The organism is Synechococcus sp. BSA11S (assembly GCF_014224355.1).
In the GTDB taxonomy this organism is placed as follows: Bacteria; Cyanobacteriota; Cyanobacteriia; order PCC-6307; family Cyanobiaceae; genus Regnicoccus_A.
In genome coordinates this window covers 305,953-326,082 of the sequence record NZ_VNWP01000001.1, presented here as the reverse complement: position 1 = coordinate 326,082, position 20,130 = coordinate 305,953, and the positions used below count along the sequence as shown (strand labels likewise).

At 65.7% G+C, this 20,130-nt stretch carries 27 protein-coding genes and 1 tRNA gene; 19 read left to right on the top strand and 9 right to left on the bottom strand.

The features are described 5' to 3' along the window. The first annotated feature begins 510 nt into the window (after positions 1-510). Complete coding sequence (locus tag FPZ61_RS01810; protein WP_185464090.1) at positions 511-1,962, top strand: glycoside hydrolase 100 family protein; 1,452 nt, start codon at positions 511-513, stop codon at positions 1,960-1,962. Positions 1,963-2,010: 48 nt separating this feature from the next. On the opposite strand, the gene petD is transcribed toward FPZ61_RS01810, so the two are convergent. Further along, complete coding sequence (gene petD, locus FPZ61_RS01805; protein WP_006173477.1) at positions 2,011-2,493, bottom strand: cytochrome b6-f complex subunit IV; 483 nt, start codon at positions 2,491-2,493, stop codon at positions 2,011-2,013. Between the two features lie 69 nt (positions 2,494-2,562). Continuing rightward, complete coding sequence (gene petB / locus FPZ61_RS01800; protein WP_006173475.1) at positions 2,563-3,237, bottom strand: cytochrome b6; 675 nt, start codon at positions 3,235-3,237, stop codon at positions 2,563-2,565. Between the two features lie 82 nt (positions 3,238-3,319). Here petB and ctpZ point away from each other — a divergent pair, with 82 nt between their 5' ends. The 14 genes from ctpZ (at position 3,320) to FPZ61_RS01730 (ending at position 12,161) form a co-directional block, all read left to right on the top strand. Further along, complete coding sequence (ctpZ, locus tag FPZ61_RS01795; RefSeq protein ID WP_185464091.1) at positions 3,320-4,573, top strand: carboxyl-terminal processing protease CtpZ; 1,254 nt, start codon at positions 3,320-3,322, stop codon at positions 4,571-4,573. Next, complete coding sequence (locus FPZ61_RS01790) at positions 4,570-5,841, top strand: HD domain-containing protein (RefSeq protein ID WP_185464092.1); 1,272 nt, start codon at positions 4,570-4,572, stop codon at positions 5,839-5,841. The genes ctpZ and FPZ61_RS01790 overlap by 4 nt, the downstream gene beginning before the upstream one ends. A gap of 23 nt (positions 5,842-5,864) precedes the next feature. Next, on the top strand, positions 5,865-6,548 hold the full coding sequence (minC, locus tag FPZ61_RS01785; RefSeq protein ID WP_185464093.1) for a septum site-determining protein MinC: 684 nt from the start codon (positions 5,865-5,867) through the stop codon (positions 6,546-6,548). A 91-nt stretch (positions 6,549-6,639) separates the two neighbouring features. Continuing rightward, positions 6,640-7,473 (top strand): septum site-determining protein MinD, encoded by an 834-nt coding sequence (gene minD / locus FPZ61_RS01780; protein ID WP_185464094.1) that lies wholly within the window; start codon positions 6,640-6,642, stop codon positions 7,471-7,473. 6 nt (positions 7,474-7,479) lie between these two features. After that, positions 7,480-7,785, top strand: coding sequence for a cell division topological specificity factor MinE (minE, locus tag FPZ61_RS01775; protein WP_185464095.1), 306 nt, complete (start codon positions 7,480-7,482; stop codon positions 7,783-7,785). Positions 7,786-7,869: 84 nt separating this feature from the next. Then, complete coding sequence (locus tag FPZ61_RS01770; protein ID WP_255441250.1) at positions 7,870-8,085, top strand: response regulator transcription factor; 216 nt, start codon at positions 7,870-7,872, stop codon at positions 8,083-8,085. After that, positions 8,076-8,147: transfer RNA gene (locus FPZ61_RS01765), tRNA-Thr, on the top strand. Before FPZ61_RS01770 ends, FPZ61_RS01765 begins: the two co-directional genes overlap by 10 nt. A gap of 45 nt (positions 8,148-8,192) precedes the next feature. Continuing rightward, a complete protein-coding gene (locus FPZ61_RS01760) occupies positions 8,193-8,543 on the top strand; it encodes a cation:proton antiporter subunit C (protein ID WP_185464097.1) in 351 nt (116 codons plus the stop codon). Continuing rightward, the gene (locus tag FPZ61_RS01755; RefSeq protein ID WP_185464098.1) at positions 8,540-9,997 is read left to right on the top strand and encodes a proton-conducting transporter membrane subunit; all 1,458 of its coding nucleotides are present in this window, start codon (positions 8,540-8,542) and stop codon (positions 9,995-9,997) included. The genes FPZ61_RS01760 and FPZ61_RS01755 overlap by 4 nt, the downstream gene beginning before the upstream one ends. Then, complete coding sequence (locus tag FPZ61_RS01750) at positions 9,994-10,416, top strand: Na+/H+ antiporter subunit E (protein ID WP_185464099.1); 423 nt, start codon at positions 9,994-9,996, stop codon at positions 10,414-10,416. Before FPZ61_RS01755 ends, FPZ61_RS01750 begins: the two co-directional genes overlap by 4 nt. Then, complete coding sequence (locus tag FPZ61_RS01745) at positions 10,413-10,661, top strand: hypothetical protein (RefSeq protein WP_185464100.1); 249 nt, start codon at positions 10,413-10,415, stop codon at positions 10,659-10,661. The genes FPZ61_RS01750 and FPZ61_RS01745 overlap by 4 nt, the downstream gene beginning before the upstream one ends. After that, a complete protein-coding gene (locus FPZ61_RS01740) occupies positions 10,658-10,975 on the top strand; it encodes a monovalent cation/H(+) antiporter subunit G (RefSeq protein WP_185464101.1) in 318 nt (105 codons plus the stop codon). Before FPZ61_RS01745 ends, FPZ61_RS01740 begins: the two co-directional genes overlap by 4 nt. Beyond that, positions 10,972-11,502, top strand: coding sequence for a hydrogenase subunit MbhD domain-containing protein (locus tag FPZ61_RS01735; RefSeq protein WP_185464102.1), 531 nt, complete (start codon positions 10,972-10,974; stop codon positions 11,500-11,502). The genes FPZ61_RS01740 and FPZ61_RS01735 overlap by 4 nt, the downstream gene beginning before the upstream one ends. After that, positions 11,502-12,161: a Na(+)/H(+) antiporter subunit B gene (locus FPZ61_RS01730; RefSeq protein ID WP_185464103.1), complete on the top strand. Its 660-nt coding sequence runs from the start codon at positions 11,502-11,504 to the stop codon at positions 12,159-12,161. The genes FPZ61_RS01735 and FPZ61_RS01730 overlap by 1 nt, the downstream gene beginning before the upstream one ends. 14 nt (positions 12,162-12,175) lie before the next feature. Here FPZ61_RS01730 and FPZ61_RS01725 read toward each other — a convergent pair whose 3' ends face one another. Genes FPZ61_RS01725 through FPZ61_RS01705 form a run of 5 tightly spaced genes read right to left on the bottom strand, consistent with a single transcriptional unit; the run spans position 12,176 to position 15,695 of the window. Next, complete coding sequence (locus tag FPZ61_RS01725; RefSeq protein ID WP_185464104.1) at positions 12,176-12,334, bottom strand: hypothetical protein; 159 nt, start codon at positions 12,332-12,334, stop codon at positions 12,176-12,178. 7 nt (positions 12,335-12,341) lie between these two features. After that, on the bottom strand, positions 12,342-12,977 hold the full coding sequence (locus FPZ61_RS01720; RefSeq protein WP_185464105.1) for an L-threonylcarbamoyladenylate synthase: 636 nt from the start codon (positions 12,975-12,977) through the stop codon (positions 12,342-12,344). Positions 12,978-12,979: 2 nt separating this feature from the next. Next, positions 12,980-13,885: a peptide chain release factor N(5)-glutamine methyltransferase gene (prmC, locus tag FPZ61_RS01715; protein ID WP_185464384.1), complete on the bottom strand. Its 906-nt coding sequence runs from the start codon at positions 13,883-13,885 to the stop codon at positions 12,980-12,982. A gap of 57 nt (positions 13,886-13,942) precedes the next feature. Then, on the bottom strand, positions 13,943-15,196 hold the full coding sequence (locus FPZ61_RS01710; RefSeq protein ID WP_185464106.1) for a DNA-processing protein DprA: 1,254 nt from the start codon (positions 15,194-15,196) through the stop codon (positions 13,943-13,945). Between the two features lie 25 nt (positions 15,197-15,221). Beyond that, the gene (locus FPZ61_RS01705; RefSeq protein WP_255441249.1) at positions 15,222-15,695 is read right to left on the bottom strand and encodes an acyl-CoA thioesterase; all 474 of its coding nucleotides are present in this window, start codon (positions 15,693-15,695) and stop codon (positions 15,222-15,224) included. Positions 15,696-15,751: 56 nt separating this feature from the next. On the opposite strand from FPZ61_RS01705, the gene FPZ61_RS01700 reads away from it, so the two are divergent. Continuing rightward, positions 15,752-16,600: a universal stress protein gene (locus FPZ61_RS01700; RefSeq protein WP_185464107.1), complete on the top strand. Its 849-nt coding sequence runs from the start codon at positions 15,752-15,754 to the stop codon at positions 16,598-16,600. A 134-nt stretch (positions 16,601-16,734) separates the two neighbouring features. Here FPZ61_RS01700 and psbM read toward each other — a convergent pair whose 3' ends face one another. Further along, the gene (psbM, locus tag FPZ61_RS01695; protein ID WP_185464108.1) at positions 16,735-16,842 is read right to left on the bottom strand and encodes a photosystem II reaction center protein PsbM; all 108 of its coding nucleotides are present in this window, start codon (positions 16,840-16,842) and stop codon (positions 16,735-16,737) included. A 42-nt stretch (positions 16,843-16,884) separates the two neighbouring features. Next, positions 16,885-17,364 (bottom strand): 2Fe-2S iron-sulfur cluster-binding protein, encoded by a 480-nt coding sequence (locus FPZ61_RS01690; protein ID WP_185464109.1) that lies wholly within the window; start codon positions 17,362-17,364, stop codon positions 16,885-16,887. Between the two features lie 235 nt (positions 17,365-17,599). Here FPZ61_RS01690 and psbB point away from each other — a divergent pair, with 235 nt between their 5' ends. The 3 genes from psbB to nrdR all read left to right on the top strand — a co-directional run bounded on the left by psbB (position 17,600) and on the right by nrdR (position 20,013). Next, positions 17,600-19,159, top strand: coding sequence for a photosystem II chlorophyll-binding protein CP47 (gene psbB / locus FPZ61_RS01685; protein WP_185464110.1), 1,560 nt, complete (start codon positions 17,600-17,602; stop codon positions 19,157-19,159). Positions 19,160-19,183: 24 nt separating this feature from the next. Continuing rightward, positions 19,184-19,279, top strand: coding sequence for a photosystem II reaction center protein T (locus FPZ61_RS01680; RefSeq protein ID WP_006042122.1), 96 nt, complete (start codon positions 19,184-19,186; stop codon positions 19,277-19,279). Positions 19,280-19,515: 236 nt separating this feature from the next. Next, positions 19,516-20,013, top strand: coding sequence for a transcriptional regulator NrdR (gene nrdR, locus FPZ61_RS01675; protein WP_185464111.1), 498 nt, complete (start codon positions 19,516-19,518; stop codon positions 20,011-20,013). The last annotated feature ends 117 nt before the right edge of the window (positions 20,014-20,130 follow it).

Here is a 20,130-nt window from a genome sequence, read left to right as displayed (position 1 = left end):
ACTCACCTGAACATCCATTGAGCTGATCACCCGTGAAAGTGCTCCGCTCAAAACTCAGGCAAGCTCCTGATGCTTGTTTCTTTTGACGGGACCTCACACCTTTGCTGCTATCTCGTCTGACACCTCTAATCTCAACCCGCTAACGCCTCCCTTGCAGGAGCCCATCTCGCGCATCAAGCTCATCGGCATCTGACGCAGCAAAAGCGTCAGTTCCTAAACTTTTGAGTTGTCCAGGTGCGCCCCCTCAAAAGCCTCTCGGCTCTCGGGGTGGCTCGCGGGTGGTCTCCCATCCGCTTTGGAAACTTACAACACCGGCCGTCGGCTCTCGCCTACTCCTCTGTTGCAAGCCCTGCAGCGTTCACCTTCCGGCTCACGCGCAGTCCAAAAACATACCACACTCCCTCCCGGCTCAGCGGTCAGTCAGTCTCAAGAGCCAACGGTGAGATGCCCAGTTGCCGCGTCCTTCCTATGGTTTCGCTGGCACCGACCCCGTTTGAGAGGAGCCCAGGCTTGGCCACACATTTCAGCCAGGAGAGGCTGCGGGTCCGCCCCAGCTCCCGTGAGGAAGCAGTTGTAGCCAGTGCCCGGGAGAAGTTCGAGCGCACCCTGGTCTCGGTTCAGGGATCCGTGGTGGGATCCGTGGCCGCCCTGGGGCATCCCCGCAGCCACGACTCCCTCAACTACGGCGAGGTGTTCCTGCGCGACAACGTGCCGGTGATGATTCACCTGCTGCTGGAGGGACGTTTTGAAATCGTTCGTCACTTTCTGAGCGTCTGCCTCGACCTGCAGAGCAGCACGTACCAGACCCGGGGGGTCTTCCCCACCAGTTTCATCGAGCAGAACGGCCAGCTCCTGGCCGACTACGGCCAGCGCTCGATCGGACGGATCACGTCGGTGGACGCCAGCCTGTGGTGGCCGATCCTCTGCTGGTATTACGTCAAGCGAAGCAAGGATTGGGAGTTCGGGGCCAGTCAGAAGGTGCAGCGGGGGGTGCAGCTGCTACTCGATCTGGTGATGCACCCCACCTTCGAGGGAACACCGGTGCTGTTCGTTCCAGACTGCTCCTTCATGATCGACCGTCCGATGGACGTCTGGGGGGGGCCCCTGGAGGTGGAGGTGATCCTGTTCGGTTGCCTGCGCAGCTGCGGCCATCTGATGGAGATCGCCCGCCGTGACCGAAGCAGCCGCTTGCTGGAGCAACGGCTCGAGCTCACCCGCCAGTGGATCCACGACCTCCGATCCTTTCTGCTCAAGCATTACTGGGTCACCAGCAAGACGATGCAGGTTCTGCGCCGCCGCCCCACCGAGCAGTACGGCGACCATCAGCACGAGAACGAGTTCAATGTGCAGCCCCAGGTGATCCCCGACTGGCTGCAGGACTGGCTGGAGAACCGTGGTGGCTACCTGATTGGCAACATCCGCACCGGCCGACCCGATTTCCGCTTCTACACCCTCGGAAATTCCCTGGCCTGCCTGTTCGGCTTGCTCACGGCGCCGCAACAGCGGGGCCTGTTCCGCCTGGTCTTGCACAACCGCAGCGATCTGATGGCGCAGATGCCGATGCGAATCTGCCATCCGCCCATGGAAGCCACCGAGTGGATGAACAAGACCGGCTCAGATCCCAAAAACTGGCCCTGGAGCTATCACAACGGAGGGCACTGGCCCAGTCTGCTCTGGTACTTCGGCGGGGCGATCCTTCAGCATGAGCAGTGCCATCCTCAGGCGGACGTGTTGTTGATGGGTCAGGTCAAGGCCATGCTCGAGGAGTGCTACTGGTCGCAGCTGAATCAGTTGCCGCGGCAGCAGTGGGCCGAGTATTTCGATGGGCCCACCGGTACCTGGGTGGGCCAGCAGTCACGCACCTACCAGACCTGGACAATTGTGGGCTTTCTTCTTCTGCACCACCTGCTGCGGGTCAAGCCTGCCGACGTCTCCCTGCTCGCGATTGACGGGCTGCCATGAAAAAAGCCGCCGATGGAACGGCGGCTTTTGGGTCTCCAGGACGTTGGATCAGAACAGACCGAGAGTGAGTGATTTGTCGATCGGCAGAGCAGCGCCGATGCCCAGATAAATGGTGAACACCGTTCCGAACAGGAAAGCGGCCATGGCCACAGGGCGGCGGAACGGATTCTGGAACTTGTTGAAGCTCTCGATGAAGGGGATGAGCATCAAGCCCAGGGGGACCATCGTCTGCAGGGCAATGCCGAGAAGCTTGTTGGGAACAACCCGCAGGATCTGGAAGACCGGGTAGAGGTACCACTCAGGCAGGATCTCCAGGGGCGTGGCGAAGGGGTCAGCCTTGTCACCGAGCATGGCAGGATCGAGAACAGCCAGTCCCACCACCATGGCGATGGTTCCGAGGATCACCACCGGGAAGATGTAGAGGAGATCGTTGGGCCAGGCAGGCTCTCCGTAGTAGTTGTGGCCCATGCCCTTGGCGAGCTTGGCGCGCAGGCTGGGGTCGCTGAGATCAGGCTTCTTGAGGATGTGCATCGCAGGCACCAGGTGTGGGGTAAGAGAAGAGGGAAGGCAAAAAGAAATGGATCGCGGAGTGCCCGCTGATCACAAAGGACCCGAGATGCCTTGCTTGCGGATCATCAGGAAGTGCATGAGCATGAACACAGCCAGCAACCAGGGCATCACAAAGGTATGCAGGCTGTAGAAGCGGGTGAGGGTGGCCTGTCCAACGCTTTCGCCGCCTCGAAGGAGTTCGACCATGAAGTCGCCCACAACGGGAACCGCTGCCGGAACACCCGAGACGATCTTGACGGCCCAGTATCCGACCTGATCCCAGGGGAGGGAGTAACCGGTGACACCGAAGGAGACAGTGATCACGGCCATCACCACACCGGTGACCCAGGTGAGTTCACGGGGACGCTTGAAGCCACCGGTGAGGTACACACGGAACACGTGCAGGATCAGCATCAGGACCATCATGCTCGCGCTCCAACGGTGCACGGAGCGGATCAGCCAGCCGAAACTGACATCGGTCATGAGGTACTGAACCGAGGAATAGGCCTCGGCCACAGTGGGCTTGTAGTAGAAGGTCATCGCAAACCCAGTGGCGAACTGGATCAGGAAGCACACCAGTGTGATGCCGCCGAGGCAATAAAAGATGTTGACGTGGGGCGGCACGTACTTCGAGGAGATGTCGTCCGCAATCGCCTGGAGTTCCAGGCGCTCCTCGAACCAGTCGAAAACGGGAGACGACTTGGCGGCGGGAGACGAGTTCGCCATGCAGTGCTGGGTTGGGGTTGCGAGAGTCTACCGATACCCGCGCTTCGGTCGTGATCGCCATCCCGTCCCTGGCCCCGGCGCCATGAGCGCGCTGAAGCCCCGCTCCTTCCGCAGGATCCTCCGGCGGGCCAGGGCCCTGGCCGTGGCCCTGCTGCTCTGCGCAGGATTGTGGCTGAGGCCGGGCCCGGCCCTGGCCCTCAACGATGCCCAGCAGCTGGTGGTGGCGGCGTGGCGTCTGGTGAACCAGAGCTACGTCGACCCCACACGATTTGAAACTGTTCATTGGCGGAGGCTGCGCCAGAAGGCCCTGGAACATCCGATCGAGACCAGCGCCGAGGCCTATGACGCCATTGCCGCCATGCTCGAGCCCCTCGGCGATCCCTACACCCGTGTGCTGCGCCCAGACGACTACAGAGCACTGCGTGCCACCACGGAGGGAAGCGTCAGCGGCGTCGGCCTGCAGCTCAGCCTTGGAGGGGACGGGCAGGGGATCGTGGTGATCGCGCCGCTGGATGGATCGCCGGCCGCCGCCGCCGGCATCAGCTCGGGCAGCGAACTGCTGGAAGTGGAGGGAGAGGCCTGCCGCCGCCTGGGGCTGGAGGCCACGGCCGCGCAGCTGAGGGGGCCGGCAGGAACCAGCGTGCTGGTGCGGATCCGCCCCCCCGGCCCGTCCGCTGAGCCCCTACAGATGCTGCTGAAGCGTCAGCGGGTGGAGCTGCAACCTGTGCGTTCCCGGCTGGTGGAGAGGGACGGTCACCGCCTTGGCCTGCTGCGCATCAACCAGTTCAGTGAGCCGGTTCCCGCAGGAGTGCGTCAGGCCCTCGAGCAGTTCGGCACCAGCGGCGTGGAAGGGGTGATTCTCGATCTGCGCAACAACTCAGGCGGCCTTGTCGAGGGGGGGGTGGCCGTGGCCAGTGCCTTCCTCGACGCCGAGCCCATCGTCGAGACCGTCAACCGTGAAGGACTGAGCGAGCGCAGGCAGGCCGCGATCGGGCAGCTGTTCTCCGGCCCGATGGTCACCCTGGTGAATGGCGGCACCGCCAGCGCCAGTGAGATCCTGGCGGGCGCCCTCCAGGACGACGGGCGCTCACCTCTGCTGGGGAGTCGCACCTTCGGCAAGGGGCTGATTCAGACACTGATCAACCTGGGGGACGGCAGCGGCCTGGCCGTGACGGTGGCCCGCTACGTGACACCCAGCGGCCGCGACATCCAGCACCAGGGCATCGAACCCGACCTGGAGCTGCCCCAGCCGGAGCCTCTCAATCCAGGAGGGGAGGACGACAGCTGGCTGGAGCTGGCCGCCGAGCAACTGGTGCAGGACCTCATCTCGCCATGAGCGGCCGCACCTACCACGATCCCCTGCACGGGGCGATCCGGCTGGAGGCCAGCCTGCCGGCCGAGTCTCTGGCCATGGAGCTGATCGAGACCGCCCCCTTCCAGCGACTGCGCCGGATCCGGCAGCTGGGGCCGGCGTTCCTCACCTTCCACGGCGCCGAGTCCAGCCGCTTCACCCACTCCCTGGGGGTGCTGCACCTGGCCAGGCTCGCCCTCCGCCAGCTGGCGCGTCAGGCCCCCCAGCTGGCAGAGGATCAGGGGGTCCTCTACGCCGCGGCCCTGCTTCACGACGTGGGGCACGCCCCGCTCAGCCACTCCGGTGAGGAGATGTATGGACTGCGCCACGAAACCTGGTCGGCCCGGCTGGTGCGGGAACACCCGGCCCTGCGGCAGATCCTGGAGCGCCATGCCTGCGGCAGCGCCGATGCGGTGGCTGACCTGCTCGAGCATGGGGTCCACCGTCACCCCGCGCTGGCCTCACTGGTGAGCGGCCAGCTGGATTGCGACCGGCTCGACTATCTGCTGCGTGACAGCCACAGCACCGGTGCCAGCTATGGCCAGCTGGATCTCGAGAGGATCCTGGGCGCCCTGACCCTGGCACCCGACGGCAGCCTGGCACTGCACCCTAAGGGGCTGATGGCCGTGGAGCACTACCTGGTGGTGCGCAGCCTGATGTACCGCAGCCTTTACAACCACCGGCTGAATGTGGTCTGCAACTGGTTGCTGTCCCAGACGATCCAAAGGGCCCGCACCCTCGGACGGGAGGGGGGGGTGAGCGCCGATGCCGTGATGGCGGTCTGGCTGTGGCGCCCTGACAGCCTCGATCTGGAGACCTACCTGGCCAACGACGACCTGCGCACCGGCTACCACCTGATGCGCTGGCGGGAGGACGGACCGCCGGAGCTGCAGGAGCTCTGCGGGCGCCTGCTGGACCGCCGCCTGCTCAAGGCCAGCGATGTGAGCCACCTCGGGGCCGGTGAACGGCTGGAGCTGCTTGCCCTCGCCCAGACGCTCAGCAAGGCCGCCGGACTCAGTGCCAGCCTGTGCTGTGCCCTTCAACAGCGCCAGAACCGTGGTTATCACCCTTACAAAGGTGGCCTGCGGCTCTGGGATGGGGAATCGCTGGCGGCCCTGGAGGACTGCTCCCCCCTGGTGGCCAGCCTGGTGAAGCCGGTGGAGCTGGCCTGGTTGATCCACCCTGCGGAGGTGAGCGAGCCCCTGCGTGAGCGGCTCCGCGCCCTGGGGGGGAACCGCCGTGGTGCTGCCTAAGTTGGGCGCCTCCGCATGCGGCGATGGCTGCCGATTTCGTGCCGGCTGCCCGCAGCGGCCTTCCCCATCAATTGATGCTGCCGGCACAGGGCCCCGAAACCGCTCCCGTGCCGGAGCAGGTGAATCATGGACTCGAGGGCGTGATCGGCAGCGGAGCGCTGCTGCTTCAGAGCGGCGACTGGCTGCTCACGGTGACTGACCTTCGTGCCCTGGAACGTCAGCTGGCCGCTCACCAGCTGGAACTGGTGGGGGTGGAAGGGGTCCAGCCCCTCACCCTGGTCGCTGCCGCGGCGATCGGGCTCACCACCCGCCTGCACCTGAACGCCGCCGCTGAGCCCACCCCGAAACCCCTGGCGAGCAGTGATCTGGTGATCCAGCGGGGCACTCTGCGCTCCGGTGACCATCTTCAGGTGGAGGGCACGGCCCTGGTGCTCGGGGACGTCAACCCAGGGGCCCGGGTCAGTGCCGGCGGCGATGTGCTGGTGTGGGGCCGGCTGCGGGGCGTGGCCCATGCCGGTTGCCATGGTGATTCAGGCGCCAGGATCGTGGCCCTGCAGCTGCGGCCCCTGCAGCTGCGGATCGCCGAAGTGATCGCCAGGGGACCGGAGGACTCCCCGCCTCCAGGCTTCTGCGAGCAGGCCCGCTTGGTTGATGGGCTGATCCGCATCGATCCCGCCGAGCCGAGCTGGCCCCCCTTCAGCAGTTGATCAGGCCCCTACGGGTGTCACAGTCAGCAGCTCCGCAAAGGCCGGCTCCTGAACCATGGGCTGGCCGGAGTTCGGGGCCATAATCTCTGGCATGTCTGGCATTCCCGTGACGAGCGCACAGAACCGCACGATTCTGATCTGTTCCGGCAAAGGGGGCGTCGGAAAAACCACCCTCACGGCCAATCTGGGCATTGCCCTGGCCAAGCAGGGGGCCCGCACCGCCGTGCTGGATGCCGACTTCGGCCTTCGCAACCTTGATCTCCTGCTGGGCCTGGAGAACCGGATCGTCTACACCGCCCAGGAGGTGCTTGCAGGCAGTTGCCGTCTGGAACAGGCGCTGGTCAAGCACAAGCAGGAGCCCAACCTCTCCCTGCTCCCGGCCGGCAACCCACGCATGCTCGAGTGGCTCACCCCCGACGACATGAAGAAGATCGTGGGGCTTCTGGCCGAGCAATTCGACTACGTCCTGATCGATTGTCCTGCAGGCATCGAGGACGGCTTCAAGAATGCCGCTGCAGCCTGCCGGGAAGCCCTGGTGGTGACCACCCCGGAGGTGTCGGCGGTGAGGGATGCGGATCGGGTGATCGGTCTGCTGCAGACCCGTGAGATCAAGCCGATCCAGCTGGTGCTCAACAGGGTGAGGCCCCGGATGATGGCCAACCAGGAGATGCTCTCGGTGAGCGATGTCACCGACATTCTTGCCCTGCCCCTGCTCGGCCTTGTTCTGGAAGACGACCAGGTGATCGTCTCCACCAACCGCGGCGAGCCGCTCACCCTCAACGGCACCCGTTCCCCGGCAGGGCAGGCTTACACCAATGTCGCCCGACGCCTGCGTGGCGAGGAGGTGCCCCTGACCGACCCCACCAAGGAAGGCAAGAGCCTGCGCGCCAAGCTGGGGCGCCTGATGCACACCAAAATCTTCTGAGCTGCGATGACTTTGCGCGATTTCATCGACAGGCTGCTGGGGCGTCAACCCGCAAGCGCAGGCATGGCCCGCGAAAGGCTGCAGCTCGTGCTCGCCCACGACCGCAGCGACCTCAATCCCGAATTGCTGGAGCAGATGCGTCGGGAAATCCTTGAGGTGGTCTCCCGTTATGTCGAGATCGACGTGGAGGAAGGGGACGTGAGCCTCGAAACCGAAGACCGCGTCACGGCGCTGGTGGCCAATCTGCCGATCAAACGAGCCCGCCCTAATCCGCCTGCTCCCGGCAACGACCCCACCATGGCCACCGCCTGATCCTGGTTGGAGGCCTTCGGCAGGACCAGGGATGGACAGATGGGGAACCCTGGAACGCGAACCTCTGAGGGTTGGCCCATGTCCATGGTCGATCTTTCCCCCACTCCTGCCGAAATGCGGGTGCTCATCTGGCTGTCACGTGGCCTGAGCAACAAAGCGATTGCGACCCAGCTCGTGCTGAGCCCCAGGACCGTGGAGAGCCATGTTTCCAGCCTGCTGGCAAAGGCGGGCTGCAGCAATCGATCCCAGCTTCTGCTCTGGGCACAGGCGAACGATAAGCTCAGCCCCGTGCCGGCTTAGCTCAGCGGTAGAGCAGCGCTTTTGTAAAGCGAAGGTCATCGGTTCAAATCCGTTAGCCGGCTTGCTGCCAACACCCCATTCCCCTCCCTTTCCTCACCCCTGCGCTGTTGATCGAGGCCCTGGTCCTGGTGACGGCCCTGGCGGGTTTTCTTGGGGTTCTGCTGCGCCGCAACCTCTTTCTCAAGGTGTTGGCGCTTGATGTGATGAGCACCGGAGTGATCGGGTTCTTCGTGCTGCTGGCCGCCCGCAGTGGCCTGCGCACGCCGATCCTGGAGACCAGCCCCGAGGTCGTGCAGCCGGTGTCGCCCTTTGCCGACCCGGTACCCCAGGCGGTGATCCTCACGGCAATCGTGATCGGATTTTCTGTTCAGGCCCTGCTGCTGGTGGTGATCACCCATCTCGCCCGCCGGGAGCCCACTCTGCAGGTCGATGCCATGGAGGAGCCCACTGAAGGATGAATGCGCTCCTCATCGGCTGGTTGCTGCTGCCCTTCCTGCTGGCCTTCAGCTCGGCTCTCCGGCCGAAACTCGGCTGGTGGATGGCCCTGATCTGCTGCACGGCCACCCTGGTCGTGGGCCTGGCGCTCGGCTTTGCTCCCGAGGCGATTCGGATCCAGCTGGTGGGGCCCTTTGGTGTGTCCCTGCTGCTGGATGGTTTCCTCACCCCCTTCCTGGTGCTCAATGCCCTCGTGGGTGCTGCCGTTCTGCTCGATCGTGGCCAGAGCCAGGAGGACCCCAGCTTCTGCCTGCTGTTGATGGCCCTGCATGGGTCGATCAATTCCGCCCTCGTCTGCCACGACCTGATCAGCCTCTATGTGGCTCTGGAAGTGGTGAGCCTGTGCGCGTTCCTGCTGATCGCCGACCGCCACAGGGTCCAATCACTCTGGATTGCCCTGCGCTACCTGCTGGTGGGGAGCACAGCCCTGCTCTTCTATCTGATCGGCTGCGCCCAGATCCATGCCAGCCATGGCTCCTTTGGCTTTGAGGGGGTCCGTGGAGCCACGGCCGGCCCGCTGGCGCTTCTCCTGGTGGGACTGCTGACGAAGTCGGGGTTGTTCATCTCGGGGCTGTGGCTGCCGAGAACCCACGCCGAGGCGCCGGCCCAGGTGTCGGCACTGCTCTCGGGGGTGGTGATCACCGCTGGGGCGGCGCCCTTGATGAGGCTGGCCCAGGCAAGCTCGGCGATCGGCTCGGTGGTGCTCTGGCTGGGTCTGGCCAGCACGGGCTTTGCGGTGGTCTTCGCCTTGCTCGAGCCCGATGTGAAACGACTGCTGGCCTGGAGCACGGTGTCGCAGGTCGGGTTGGTGGTGCTCTCGCCGCTGACCGCCGGCCTGTTCGCTCTGGGCCATGGGATCGCCAAAGCCTGCTTGTTTCTGCTGGCACGCCACTTTCCAAGCCGCCGTCTGGAAGATTGGGAGGAGATGCCCCTGCCGTTTTCGGTGGCACTGCCGATGCGGCTGGCGGCCCTTTCGATCGCCGGCTGTCCTCTGCTGGTGGGCTATCTGGCCAAGGAGCGACTGCAGCTGGAGCTGGGTCCCCTGCCGGCCCTGCTGGTCACGGTGTTCTCGGTGGGCACAGCCGCCGTCTACACCCGGCTGTGGGCCAGCCCGATCCAGCGGGTGCCTTCAGGCTGGACCTGGCCGGTTTCCTGGGGGGTGACACTGCTGGTGGCCGGCCTGGTGTTGAGCAACGGCCTGCCCCTGATGGGTCACGACAGCCTCCCTTGGCTGGCCAGCCTGAAACCGGCGTCCCTGGGGAAATCGCTGGGGGTGCTGCTGGCCGGCTGGGCAGTTCACCGGCTGATCCAGCCCTTTCGAGCGCAGCTTCGCTTGCCGGACGTTGAACGCTTCGACGACCTGATCGGCAGCATGGGCATCATGGGCACAGCCATTGTGGTGATGCTCTTGTGGTGACAAGCCACCTGTTGAGGCTGCGCCGAGCAGCCAGCTGGGGGCTGACCACCGGATTCCGGCTGGGGCTCTGGCTCCTGCTCACCGCGGATTTCGGCCGTTTCAATCTGATCGTCGGTCTGGCCCTGGCTGTGGCACTGCCGAGGGCACGCTCAAGGCTGGCGAGCCCGTCGCTGCTGCTGCGCTCCCTCTGGGCCGTCCTGCTCTCGATCCCTCAGGCTTACTCCGAAGCCGTTTCCATGATGCTCAGGCCCCATCGGGTGGAGCGGCTCACCAGTCTTGGGGGCTCAGGCAGCTCCTCCTCGCTGGTGGTGTTCCTTGAGGTGTTCAGGATCACGCTCACCCCCCTCACGATCGCCTTGGGCCGGCGGCCCGATGGCAGCTACCTGGTGCATGAACTGGGACGGAGGCGGGGGGGATGACCCTGCTGGTCTACGGGATGGTGATGGCCCTGGTGATCCCAGTGCTGGTGGTGCTTCGCAATCCCGATCTCTGGCACCGCCTCGCGGCCTTCGCCAGCATTTCCACCAAGATCTCCATCCTGCTGCTGGTGTTCGATGTGGTGCGCGGGGATCGGATGATCGGCGTGGTGGGGGTGATCGTGCTGAGCGTCGGCAATGCAGGGGTGATGCTGCTGGCCAACCTGCTGCGCGAGATGGAGCCATGACCATCGACCCCAGCCTGATCCGCCTCTTCAGCGCTGTGCTCCTGATCAGCGGACTGGCGTTCTGGCTGGTGGGAACCTGGCCACTGCTTGGCCGCTCCAGCTACCTGGCCAAGCTGCACGGCCTCTCGGTGTCCGACACCCTCGGCTCGGCTCTGATGCTGCTGGGCCTGCTGCCGCTTCGCCCGGCGGAATGGCCTGTGCTCAGTCTTGCCCTGTTCTCCCTGGTGATCTGGAACACCCTGTTCGGCTACGTGCTGGGGTTCTGCTCCCGCCGCAGCACGGCACCCCTGGAGGCCATGGAGCCACCACCATGAGCGCCCCCCTGGATCTGGGCGGAAACCTGGCTCAGCTGATCCCGATCGCAGGCCTGCTGCCCCTGACCGCCATCCTGATGGTGTTGCAGCGCAATCCCTACCAGACGCTGGTTCTGCGCGGAATTATCGGCGCGATCGCCACCCTTCTCTATGCCCTGCTGGGGGCCGCCGATGTGGCCCTCACCGAAGCGCTGGTGGGCACCCTGCTCTCCACCACCCTTTATGCCATCGCCCTTCGCTCCTCGATGGTGTTTCGTCTGGCCATCGTTGGTGACGACCTGCTGGAGAGTGACCAACGGGCCCTGCTCGAGCAGTGGCTCCAGCAGGCCTTCCTCCGCCTCGAGGTGGTCGACGACGCCAGGGCCGGCGATCCCCACGGCCAGCTCGCGCCCGACGGGCAACTCCGGATCAGGTCGCAACGGCTGCTGGAGCAGTTGCATCACCTTGAGGGCGCCAGAGCCTGGCTTCAGGCCGGCGGAACGATCGGTCCCCTCAGCCGAAGCACACCAGCAGGAGCACAGCCGTGATGACCATGCTCCATGTTCTCGCCGCCGGCCTGCTCTGCGCACTGCCCTTGCTGGATCAGGCCTTCACGCTTCCAACAGCTGCCTCGATCGTGGAGTCGATCGCCAGGGACACAGCCGTGCCCAATGTGGTGTCGGGGATCATTCTCGACACCCGGCTCTACGACACCGTGGGTGAGGTGGTGGTGTTCAGCCTTGCAGCCCTGGGGGTGAAGCGGCTGCTGAGCGGTGAAGCACCAGCCCGCACGATCCTGGCCATGGAGGATGCTCCCTCCCTTGTGCTCTGCCAACTCGGGGCCACCGTCTGCGCCTTGGTGGCGGTTGAACTGGCCCTGCGCGGTCACCTCTCACCCGGGGGAGGATTCGGAGCCGGGGTGGCCGGAGGCACTGCCATCGGCCTTCTGGTGATCAGCGGCTCAGCCGAGCGCACAGCGATGTTCTACAAGCGCTACCGCGCCGAAACCTGGGAGAAGGTGGCGGTGATCGTCTTCCTGATCCTGGCTCAGTTGAGTCTCACGGGCCTGGCTCCACCGGCCGGTGCCTTCGGCAGCCTGGCCAGCGGAGGATGGATTCCCCTGCTCAACATCCTCGTGGCCATCAAGGTGACCCTGGGATCCTGGGCCATTCTTCAACTCTTCGTTCGCTACCGCGGCCTGCTCTGAACCCGGCAGGCCGCTCAGGGGCGACGACCGGCCAGCAGGAAAGCAAGAACCGCTATCCCTGCCCAGCCCCATCCGTGCAGACCGGCCTCTGGCATGGCCCAGCCCAGCCAGGGCTCGATCAGGCTGTGGGAAAACCCAAGTGTGGCCAACACGGCCAGCACGAGCCAGAGCATCGCGGCCTCATCGAAAGGGGAGATCCGGCATCACAGCACCGGAGCGCAACACCTGCCAATCACCCGACGGCCTCCAGGCCAACACCGTGCTGGCCTGACCTGCGGGGCGGAGCCAGGGGACAGGCGCCAGCCGAGGCACCTGGGGGAACATCGCTGCCGCCTCCGCAGCTGTGAGGCAGGGAGGATCTCCGGAGCGGTTGGCGCTGGTGGTGGCCAGGGGCCCGGTTCGGCGCAGCAGGTCGAGGGCCTGTTCGCAGGCGGGGATGCGCAGGCCAAGCCTGGCTTCGGCCGCCACCACACCAGGCTGCAGGGCCGCCACCACAGCCCCCCGGGCGGGGAGCACCAGGGTGAGGGCCCCGGGCCAGCAGCGCTCAGCCACCTCAAGCCACTGCGGCAGGGGCGGCAACTCAAGGGCGGCCCACAAGGGTTCAGGCTCGGCGCCCATCAGGATCAGCGGCTTGCTGCTGGGTCGCGTCTTGAGGGACCAGATCTGGCGTGCCGCTTCGGGACGTGCCGCCAGGGCCGGCAGTGTGTCGGTGGGGAAGAGGGCCGGACCGCCCGAGAGGATCCACCCGGCCAGTCGGGCCGGAGGAAGATCCCCAGCCGGGCTATCAGAAGAAGGTGGCTGGGAGGATCGGTCCATGATCAGGGTCTCCGGGCCTGGGCGAAGCGCCTTCGCCCTTCCAGGTCGTGATGGCAGATCACCTCCACCAGCCCAGCAGAGCCCAGCAGCTCAGCCACCGGATCCGACTGATCGTGATGGTGCTCCAGCAGCAGCAAGCCGCCGGGAGCCAGTGCCTCCGTGGCCCCACTGACCAGGTTCCGGATCGCCTCCAGCCCGTCAGGGCCTCCATCAAGGGCCAGAATCGGCTCATGCTCGCGCACCACCGGATCGAGCTGGGCGAGAACAGCCGTGGGAATGTAAGGGGGGTTGCTCACCACCAGATCCAGCGAACCCCAGCAGTGGCGCAGGGGCTCCCACCAACTGCCCAGTTGAAGCTCGACCCGCTCACCCACCCCTGCTCTCTGAAGGTTGCTGGAGGCCTGGGCCAGGGCCGGCCCGGAGCAATCCACCGCCAGGCCACGGGCCTGAGGGACAGCCACAGCCAGAGCGAGGGCCAGGCAGCCGGAGCCTGTTCCCAGATCAGCCCAGGTCAGTGGTCCGCTGGCCCTGCCGGGCATGGACCTGGCCAGGTCGATGGCCAGGTCTGCCAACACCTCGGTCTCCTGGCGGGGAATCAGCACGGCCTCGGAGACGGCCAGCGAGAACTGCCGCCACGGGCAAACGCCCACCAGGTACTGGAGTGGGGTATGCGACTCGAGATGCAGGCGCCACAACCGTGTGAGCTCACTCAGCTCAGCATCCAACGGCAGTGGCGCGCAGGGATCGAGCCAAACTCTCTGCAGCTGGGTCCAGCGCAGTCCGGCGCCCAGGTCGAGCAGCCAGTCGAGGTCGGCCGAGCGGCCCCCTTCGCGCAACCGCTGCTGGCGCCAGGCCAGCAGCTCGGAGCCGAGGAGGCGCGTGCCTGCGGCCTGAGGCGTTGGGCCCATGGAAGCGGGCGGTGAGGCAGGGGTGGATTGGGGCCAGGAACGGGGCATGGGGCAAACCTAGGCAGGGGCCTCCCCGGCGGGACGCCACCGAAGACCTGGCTCAGCCCGCACCCGCCCCGACAACTCCAACTGCAGCAGTTGGGTGGCCAACTCAGCGCCGGAACGCCCCAGAGCGACTGTGAGCTGCTCGAGCGAGGCACCCTGCCCCAGAGCGGCGAGCAGGACCTGATCCCCGGCCACAACCCCTGCGGCTGGAGGGGAGATGGGCCTGGTGGTGGTGACAGCGTCAGCTGGATCCAGGGGTCCAGGGCCCAGCTGGGCGATCAGATCGGAGGCCGCCAGCAGTGGGCTCGCCCCCTGGGCCAGCAGGCGATTGCTGCCAAGGGCCGATCGCTTGCCAGTGTCAGCTGGAACCACCCAGAGCGGCAGCCCCTGCTCCCAGGCCAGCGCAGCGGAATGCAGGGCACCACTGGCCTCGGGGCACTCCACCACCACGACCGCCTGAGCCAGAGCCACCTGAAGCCTGTTGCGGGCGGCGAAATGGCCACGACGCACGAGGGTCCCCCTGGGATGCTCGCTCAGGAGCAGACCGCTGCGGGCCACGGCGGCCTGCAAGCTGTGGTGATGGCGGGGATAGACGCGATCCAGGGGAGTGCCCAGCACCCCGATGGGCCTTCCACCCCGCCCGAGGCAACCGCGGTGAACCGCCGCGTCGATGCCTTCCGCCAGGCCGCTGACCACAGGCCAGCCGGCCTCGGCCAGGGCCGCGCCCAGCGCCTCGGCCATGCGTTGCCCATGGGGGGATGGGCGCCGGGTGCCGACGACGGCAATCGACTGCCGGCGCCGCAAGGGAGCCCAAAGGGATCCGCGCCCGGCCCAGTGCAGGGCCAGCGGCGGCCGCGCCAGCGCCTCCAGGGAGGCTGGTCGTGCTGGGTCCCCAGGCACCAGCACCGGCCCGGGCGCCTGGGACGACCAGCCGCCCGGGCCCATGGGATCCGCTCCCCAGCTCTGGCGATGAACCTCAATGCTGGCAAGAACCCCAGCCCCGAAGCCATTCAGCCTGGCCAGCTGGCTGCTGGGGGTCTGCCAGGCCGCCGCTAAACAGCCGCAGCCCTTCTCGAGTTCCCGCAGACGGCGCCAACCCAGGCCCGGGCAGGCACTCCAGAGCAACCACCACTGCCGCTGCTCAGCCCAATCACGACCTCCGGCCGGAGCCGGAGAGAGCTGCGGCCGCGAGGGAAGATCTGCCGCCGCCCCGCCGGCACCACGGGGCGAGACACCCGCAAAAGTCACCGACACCACCTCGCCCATGGCCAGCCCGCTCAGTACACACGTACTAGCACGGCTCCCTGGGCCCGGCCAGCAGCCGCTGCAGGGCCCGCTCAAACTCAGGCGGGTAGCGCCGCACCGGGCGAAGCCCCTCACCCGCCCCCAGGCGCCGCACGAGGACCAGCTCCACATGGGCCTCCGCTGCCAGCCCACCACCTCCGAGCAGAAAACGGCTGATCCAGGGCAGCCGCAGCCCGCGGCGAGGCATCGCCACACTGCGCAGCTCGACCACTTCGCCATGACCCACGGCCCGGCGGTAGTCGATCTGAAGGGTCACCACCGGAAGCTCCAGGCCCTGGGCGGAGAGACTGGCGTAGGGCAGCCCCGACGCCGCGAGGGCCTCAACCCGGGCCTCCTCCAGCCAGGCGAGATAGGCGCCATGCCACATCACGCCCCCGTGGTCGGTGTGCTGGGGAAGCACCCTGCGCCGCAGCACCCAGCTGCTCTTCCCCCCTTGCCACTCCATTACAGCCTCTGCCATCACCCTTCGAGCAGTCAGATCCAGGCCATAGGCTGCCCCACACTCGCGACAGCCTCGTGTTCCGCAATCTGCTGATCGCCGATTCCGGCAAAGGCCACGTCGAAGAAATGGTGCGCATGCTGCGCGACCTGCCGGCATTCCGTCAGGCCCGACTCAACCTGCTGCACGTGGTTCCCGAGCAAGCCGGTGACGATTTTCAGGAGCACTGGCAGAAAGCCGCTGGCATCGTGGCTGATGCCATCCAGCGCCTTGGCCTCGATCCGGCCGACGTCAACGCCATCATCCGTCAGGGCGACACCAAGCAGACTGTGCTCAAGGTGGCCGACGAGCTCGATGCCGATCTGATCCTGATGGGATCCCGGGGGCTTGGGCGCCTGCAGTCGATCCTGGCCAACAGCTCCAGCCAGTACGTCTTCCAGCTTTCGACGCGACCGATGCTGCTGGTGCGCGACGACCTCTACGTGCGCCACGTGAACCGGGTGATGGTGGCCCTTGATGGCACCGGCGTGGGCGACGACGCCCTGAGGATCGCCTGCGAACTGGTGCGTGAAATCCCCGGTGGCACCCTCACGGGCGTGCACATCTCCCGCCAGGACATCCAACCCAGCCGCGGCGGCAAAAGCCCTGCCGACATGGTGATCGAGAAGGCGGTGCAGCGGGCCCGATCCCTGGGCGTGGACCTCAAGGGGGTGCATGGCACCGGTGATGTGGGCCGCGGAGTCTGCGCCACCGCCGAAGAGCTCAAGGCCGACCTGCTGGTGATCGCCTCCCAGGATCGAAGGCCGCTGGTGGCCAAGAGCCTGGTGGACATCGACCGGCTGCTGGGCAGCTCCGTGAGCGACTACATCCGTGTCCATGCTCCTGCTCCGGTGCTGCTGGTGCGCGAACCCGAAGCAGGCCGTTGAGTTTGGCCCCAAGCAGGCCGCATCCTGCCGCAGATTTCGTGACCCCCTTGAATGACAAAAAATCCTCGGCTGATGCATCCCTCGAGGGGCTACTGCAACCGAGGAGGGGCGCCAAGTGGCTGTTCAGGCCTGATTCAACCTTGTTGCCGGCTATTCGTTTGGATATAGAGAACGATCAGGAACACCGCAGGAACCAGCACGAACATGAGGCTGGCCACAAAACCCAGATCATTGGTTTCCATGGGAGCTCTCGAGCGGGTTGAAAATGACTTGAAGCGACCGTATCACCCACCAGCCGGGCCTTCCGCCGCCGCTTCATCGGCCGTAGCGGTTGGCTGCTCGGCTTCGGGTTCGGGTTCGGCCATGGCGGGCTCCGCAGACACGGGCCAGGCAGTGGGGCCGGCAGCCAGGGGTTGCTCACGTGCCGCAGCCAGCACCGCCTCACGATCAGAGAGACCCGCCTGGGGCCTGGTGAGGACCACCAGGGAACGCTGCACCAGGGCCTGACAGGCCAGGCGCCACCCCTCGGGGCGCCGGCGAAGCTTGCGTTCCTCCACGGGAGTGCGGGGGCTCAACGCGCCTGGAGAGGCCTCAGCCACCACGTCGACAAAGCACGTGATGCACTGGCCGCATCCACCGCAATTGCCGAGCTGCCCCTTGAGCCCATAGAGCTCCAAGCCCTCTCGAAGGGCCACCTCCCGCAGGTTTTCGCCGGGGTAGCACTCCACATCACGGCCCTCACGGACGAAGCGGATCACGGGCATGGGAACAGGCGCGGAAGCCTCCATTCTGGGGCGTGGACGTTGAGTTTTGTAAATAGCTGCCGCTCCAAACGGCCGGATACCGCGTCACGGCTCGTTTCAGCTCCTGCGCAACGGTCCCGCAGGCCAGGGGAACCCCTTACGATCCCCAACACGGAACGATCCTTTTGATCGTCCGCTGTTTGCCATGGCGTCCAGCTGTGGCAAACAGCTGTTAGTTACCCCGGACCTGACCCCCATGGGATTGCCCTGGTATCGGGTGCACACGGTCGTGATCAACGACCCGGGCCGCTTGCTGGCCGTGCACCTCATGCACACCGCTTTGGTCGCCGGCTGGGCCGGCTCCATGGCGCTCTATGAGCTCGCCATTTTTGATCCATCCGACCCGGTGCTCAACCCCATGTGGCGCCAGGGCATGTTCGTCATGCCGTTCATGGCCCGCCTGGGTGTGACCGGCAGCTGGGGCGGCTGGAGCATCACCGGAGAAACGGGCGTCGACCCCGGCTTCTGGAGCTTCGAAGGCGTAGCCGCCGCACACATCATTTTCAGTGGACTGCTCTTCCTGGCCGCCATCTGGCACTGGACCTACTGGGATCTCGAGATCTGGCAGGATCCACGCACTGGAGAACCTGCCCTTGATCTGCCCAAGATCTTCGGCATTCACCTGTTGCTCGCCGGTCTTGGCTGCTTCGGGTTCGGAGCGTTTCACCTCACAGGTGTCTTCGGTCCGGGGATGTGGGTCTCCGACCCCTACGGCCTCACCGGACACATCGAGAAAGTGCAGCCCTCCTGGGGGCCTGAAGGATTCAACCCCTTCAACCCTGGAGGCATCGTGGCTCACCACATCGCCGCCGGCATCGTGGGCATCATCGCCGGCATCTTCCACATCACCACCCGTCCTCCCGAGCGCCTCTACAAGGCCCTGAGGATGGGCAACATCGAAACAGTGCTGGCCAGCGCCATCGCCGCCGTTTTCTTTGCGGCCTTCATCGTGGCCGGCACCATGTGGTACGGCTCGGCGGCCACCCCGATCGAACTGTTCGGCCCCACCCGCTACCAGTGGGATCAGGGGTACTTCCGCACTGAAATCAACCGCCGCGTTCAGACAGCCCTCGAGAACGGCTCCACGGCCGAGCAGGCCTATGGCGCCATTCCTGAGAAGCTGGCCTTCTTTGACTACGTCGGCAACAGCCCGGCCAAGGGAGGTCTGTTCCGGGTCGGTCCGATGGTGAACGGCGATGGCCTGCCCACCAGCTGGCTGGGTCACATCAGCTTCACCGACAGTGAGGGGCGCAACCTCCAGGTGCGCCGCCTCCCCAACTTCTTCGAGAACTTCCCTGTCGTTCTCGAAGACGACCAGGGAATCGTCAGAGCTGACATCCCCTTCCGACGCGCCGAAGCCCGCTACTCCTTCGAGCAGACCGGAGTGACGGCCACCATCTACGGCGGCGCTCTCAACGGCCAGACCTTCACTGAGCCTTCTGCTGTCAAGAAGCTGGCTCGCAAGGCCCAGTTGGGTGAGGCGTTCGAATTCGATCGCGAGACCTACCACTCCGACGGCACCTTCCGCAGCTCACCCCGCGGTTGGTTCACCTTCGGCCACGCCACCTTCGCCCTGCTTTTCTTCTTCGGTCATATCTGGCACGGCGCCCGCACCCTCTACCGGGATGTGTTCGCCGGCATCGATCCCGACCTCGGTGAGCAGGTTGAATTCGGTCTCTTCCAGAAACTTGGAGACCGCACCACCCGGCGTCTACCCGAGGGTTACATCCCACCCGCTGGCACCAAGCTCAGCTGATCGCCCCCACTCAGGAGATTCTCCATGGAGAGCTTCGCTTACATCCTCATCCTCACCCTGGCGATCGCCACCCTCTTCTTTGCGATCGCCTTCCGCGATCCCCCGAAGATCGGCAAGTGAGAGTCAGAGCCCCCCGGGGCTGAAGACACACCAAGCCCCCGCCCCCTGCGGGGGCTTTTTCATGCCCAGGCTCTTGACCAACAACTGTCAGGCCCTACCCGCCTCCCGCCGTTGCAGTGGGACGAGCAAGGGATCGCGCTGTGGTGGCCTCAGCACGGAACTCATCACGTCTGACTTCTCAATTGGGGCACGACTGTCTACACTTGCTCTATCCAATCCGCGTGGGTCATCAAGGGATGCAATGTCCCTCCTGCCAACACACCGACAGTCGGGTGCTGGAATCCCGCTCCGCGGACGGCGGTCGCAGCGTGCGTCGGCGCCGTGAGTGCCTCCATTGCGACTTTCGTTTCACCACCTATGAACGGGTGGAAACAGTTCCGATCACGGTGGTCAAACGCACCGGCTCCCGCGAAATCTTCAACCGCAGCAAACTCCTGCACGGCCTGGTGCGAGCCTGTGAGAAAACCGGACTCGAACCGGCACGGCTGGAATCCGTGGTCGACGAGATCGAGCTGCAGCTGCAGCAACAGCGGCATGGCCGGGAGGTGAGTAGCGCGGAGATCGGTGAACTGGTCCTGCAGCAGCTCAGCGAGATCAGCGAGGTGGCCTACGTGCGTTTCGCTTCGGTGTACAGGCAGTTTCAGGGAATCAGCGATTTCGTGGCCACCCTGGAATCACTCACCCGTCGGCCGGCCCACAAACGCCCGGACGGTGCCCTGGCAGCCGTGAGCTGAAGCCGCCCCCTGGCCATCCAGGGATTTGGCGGTGGCACCCAGATTTGTATGATCATGGATTGCGTGCGGCTGTCGGCGGGCAGGCACGTCCATCCCTTCGCTCTGCCCCGGGCAGAC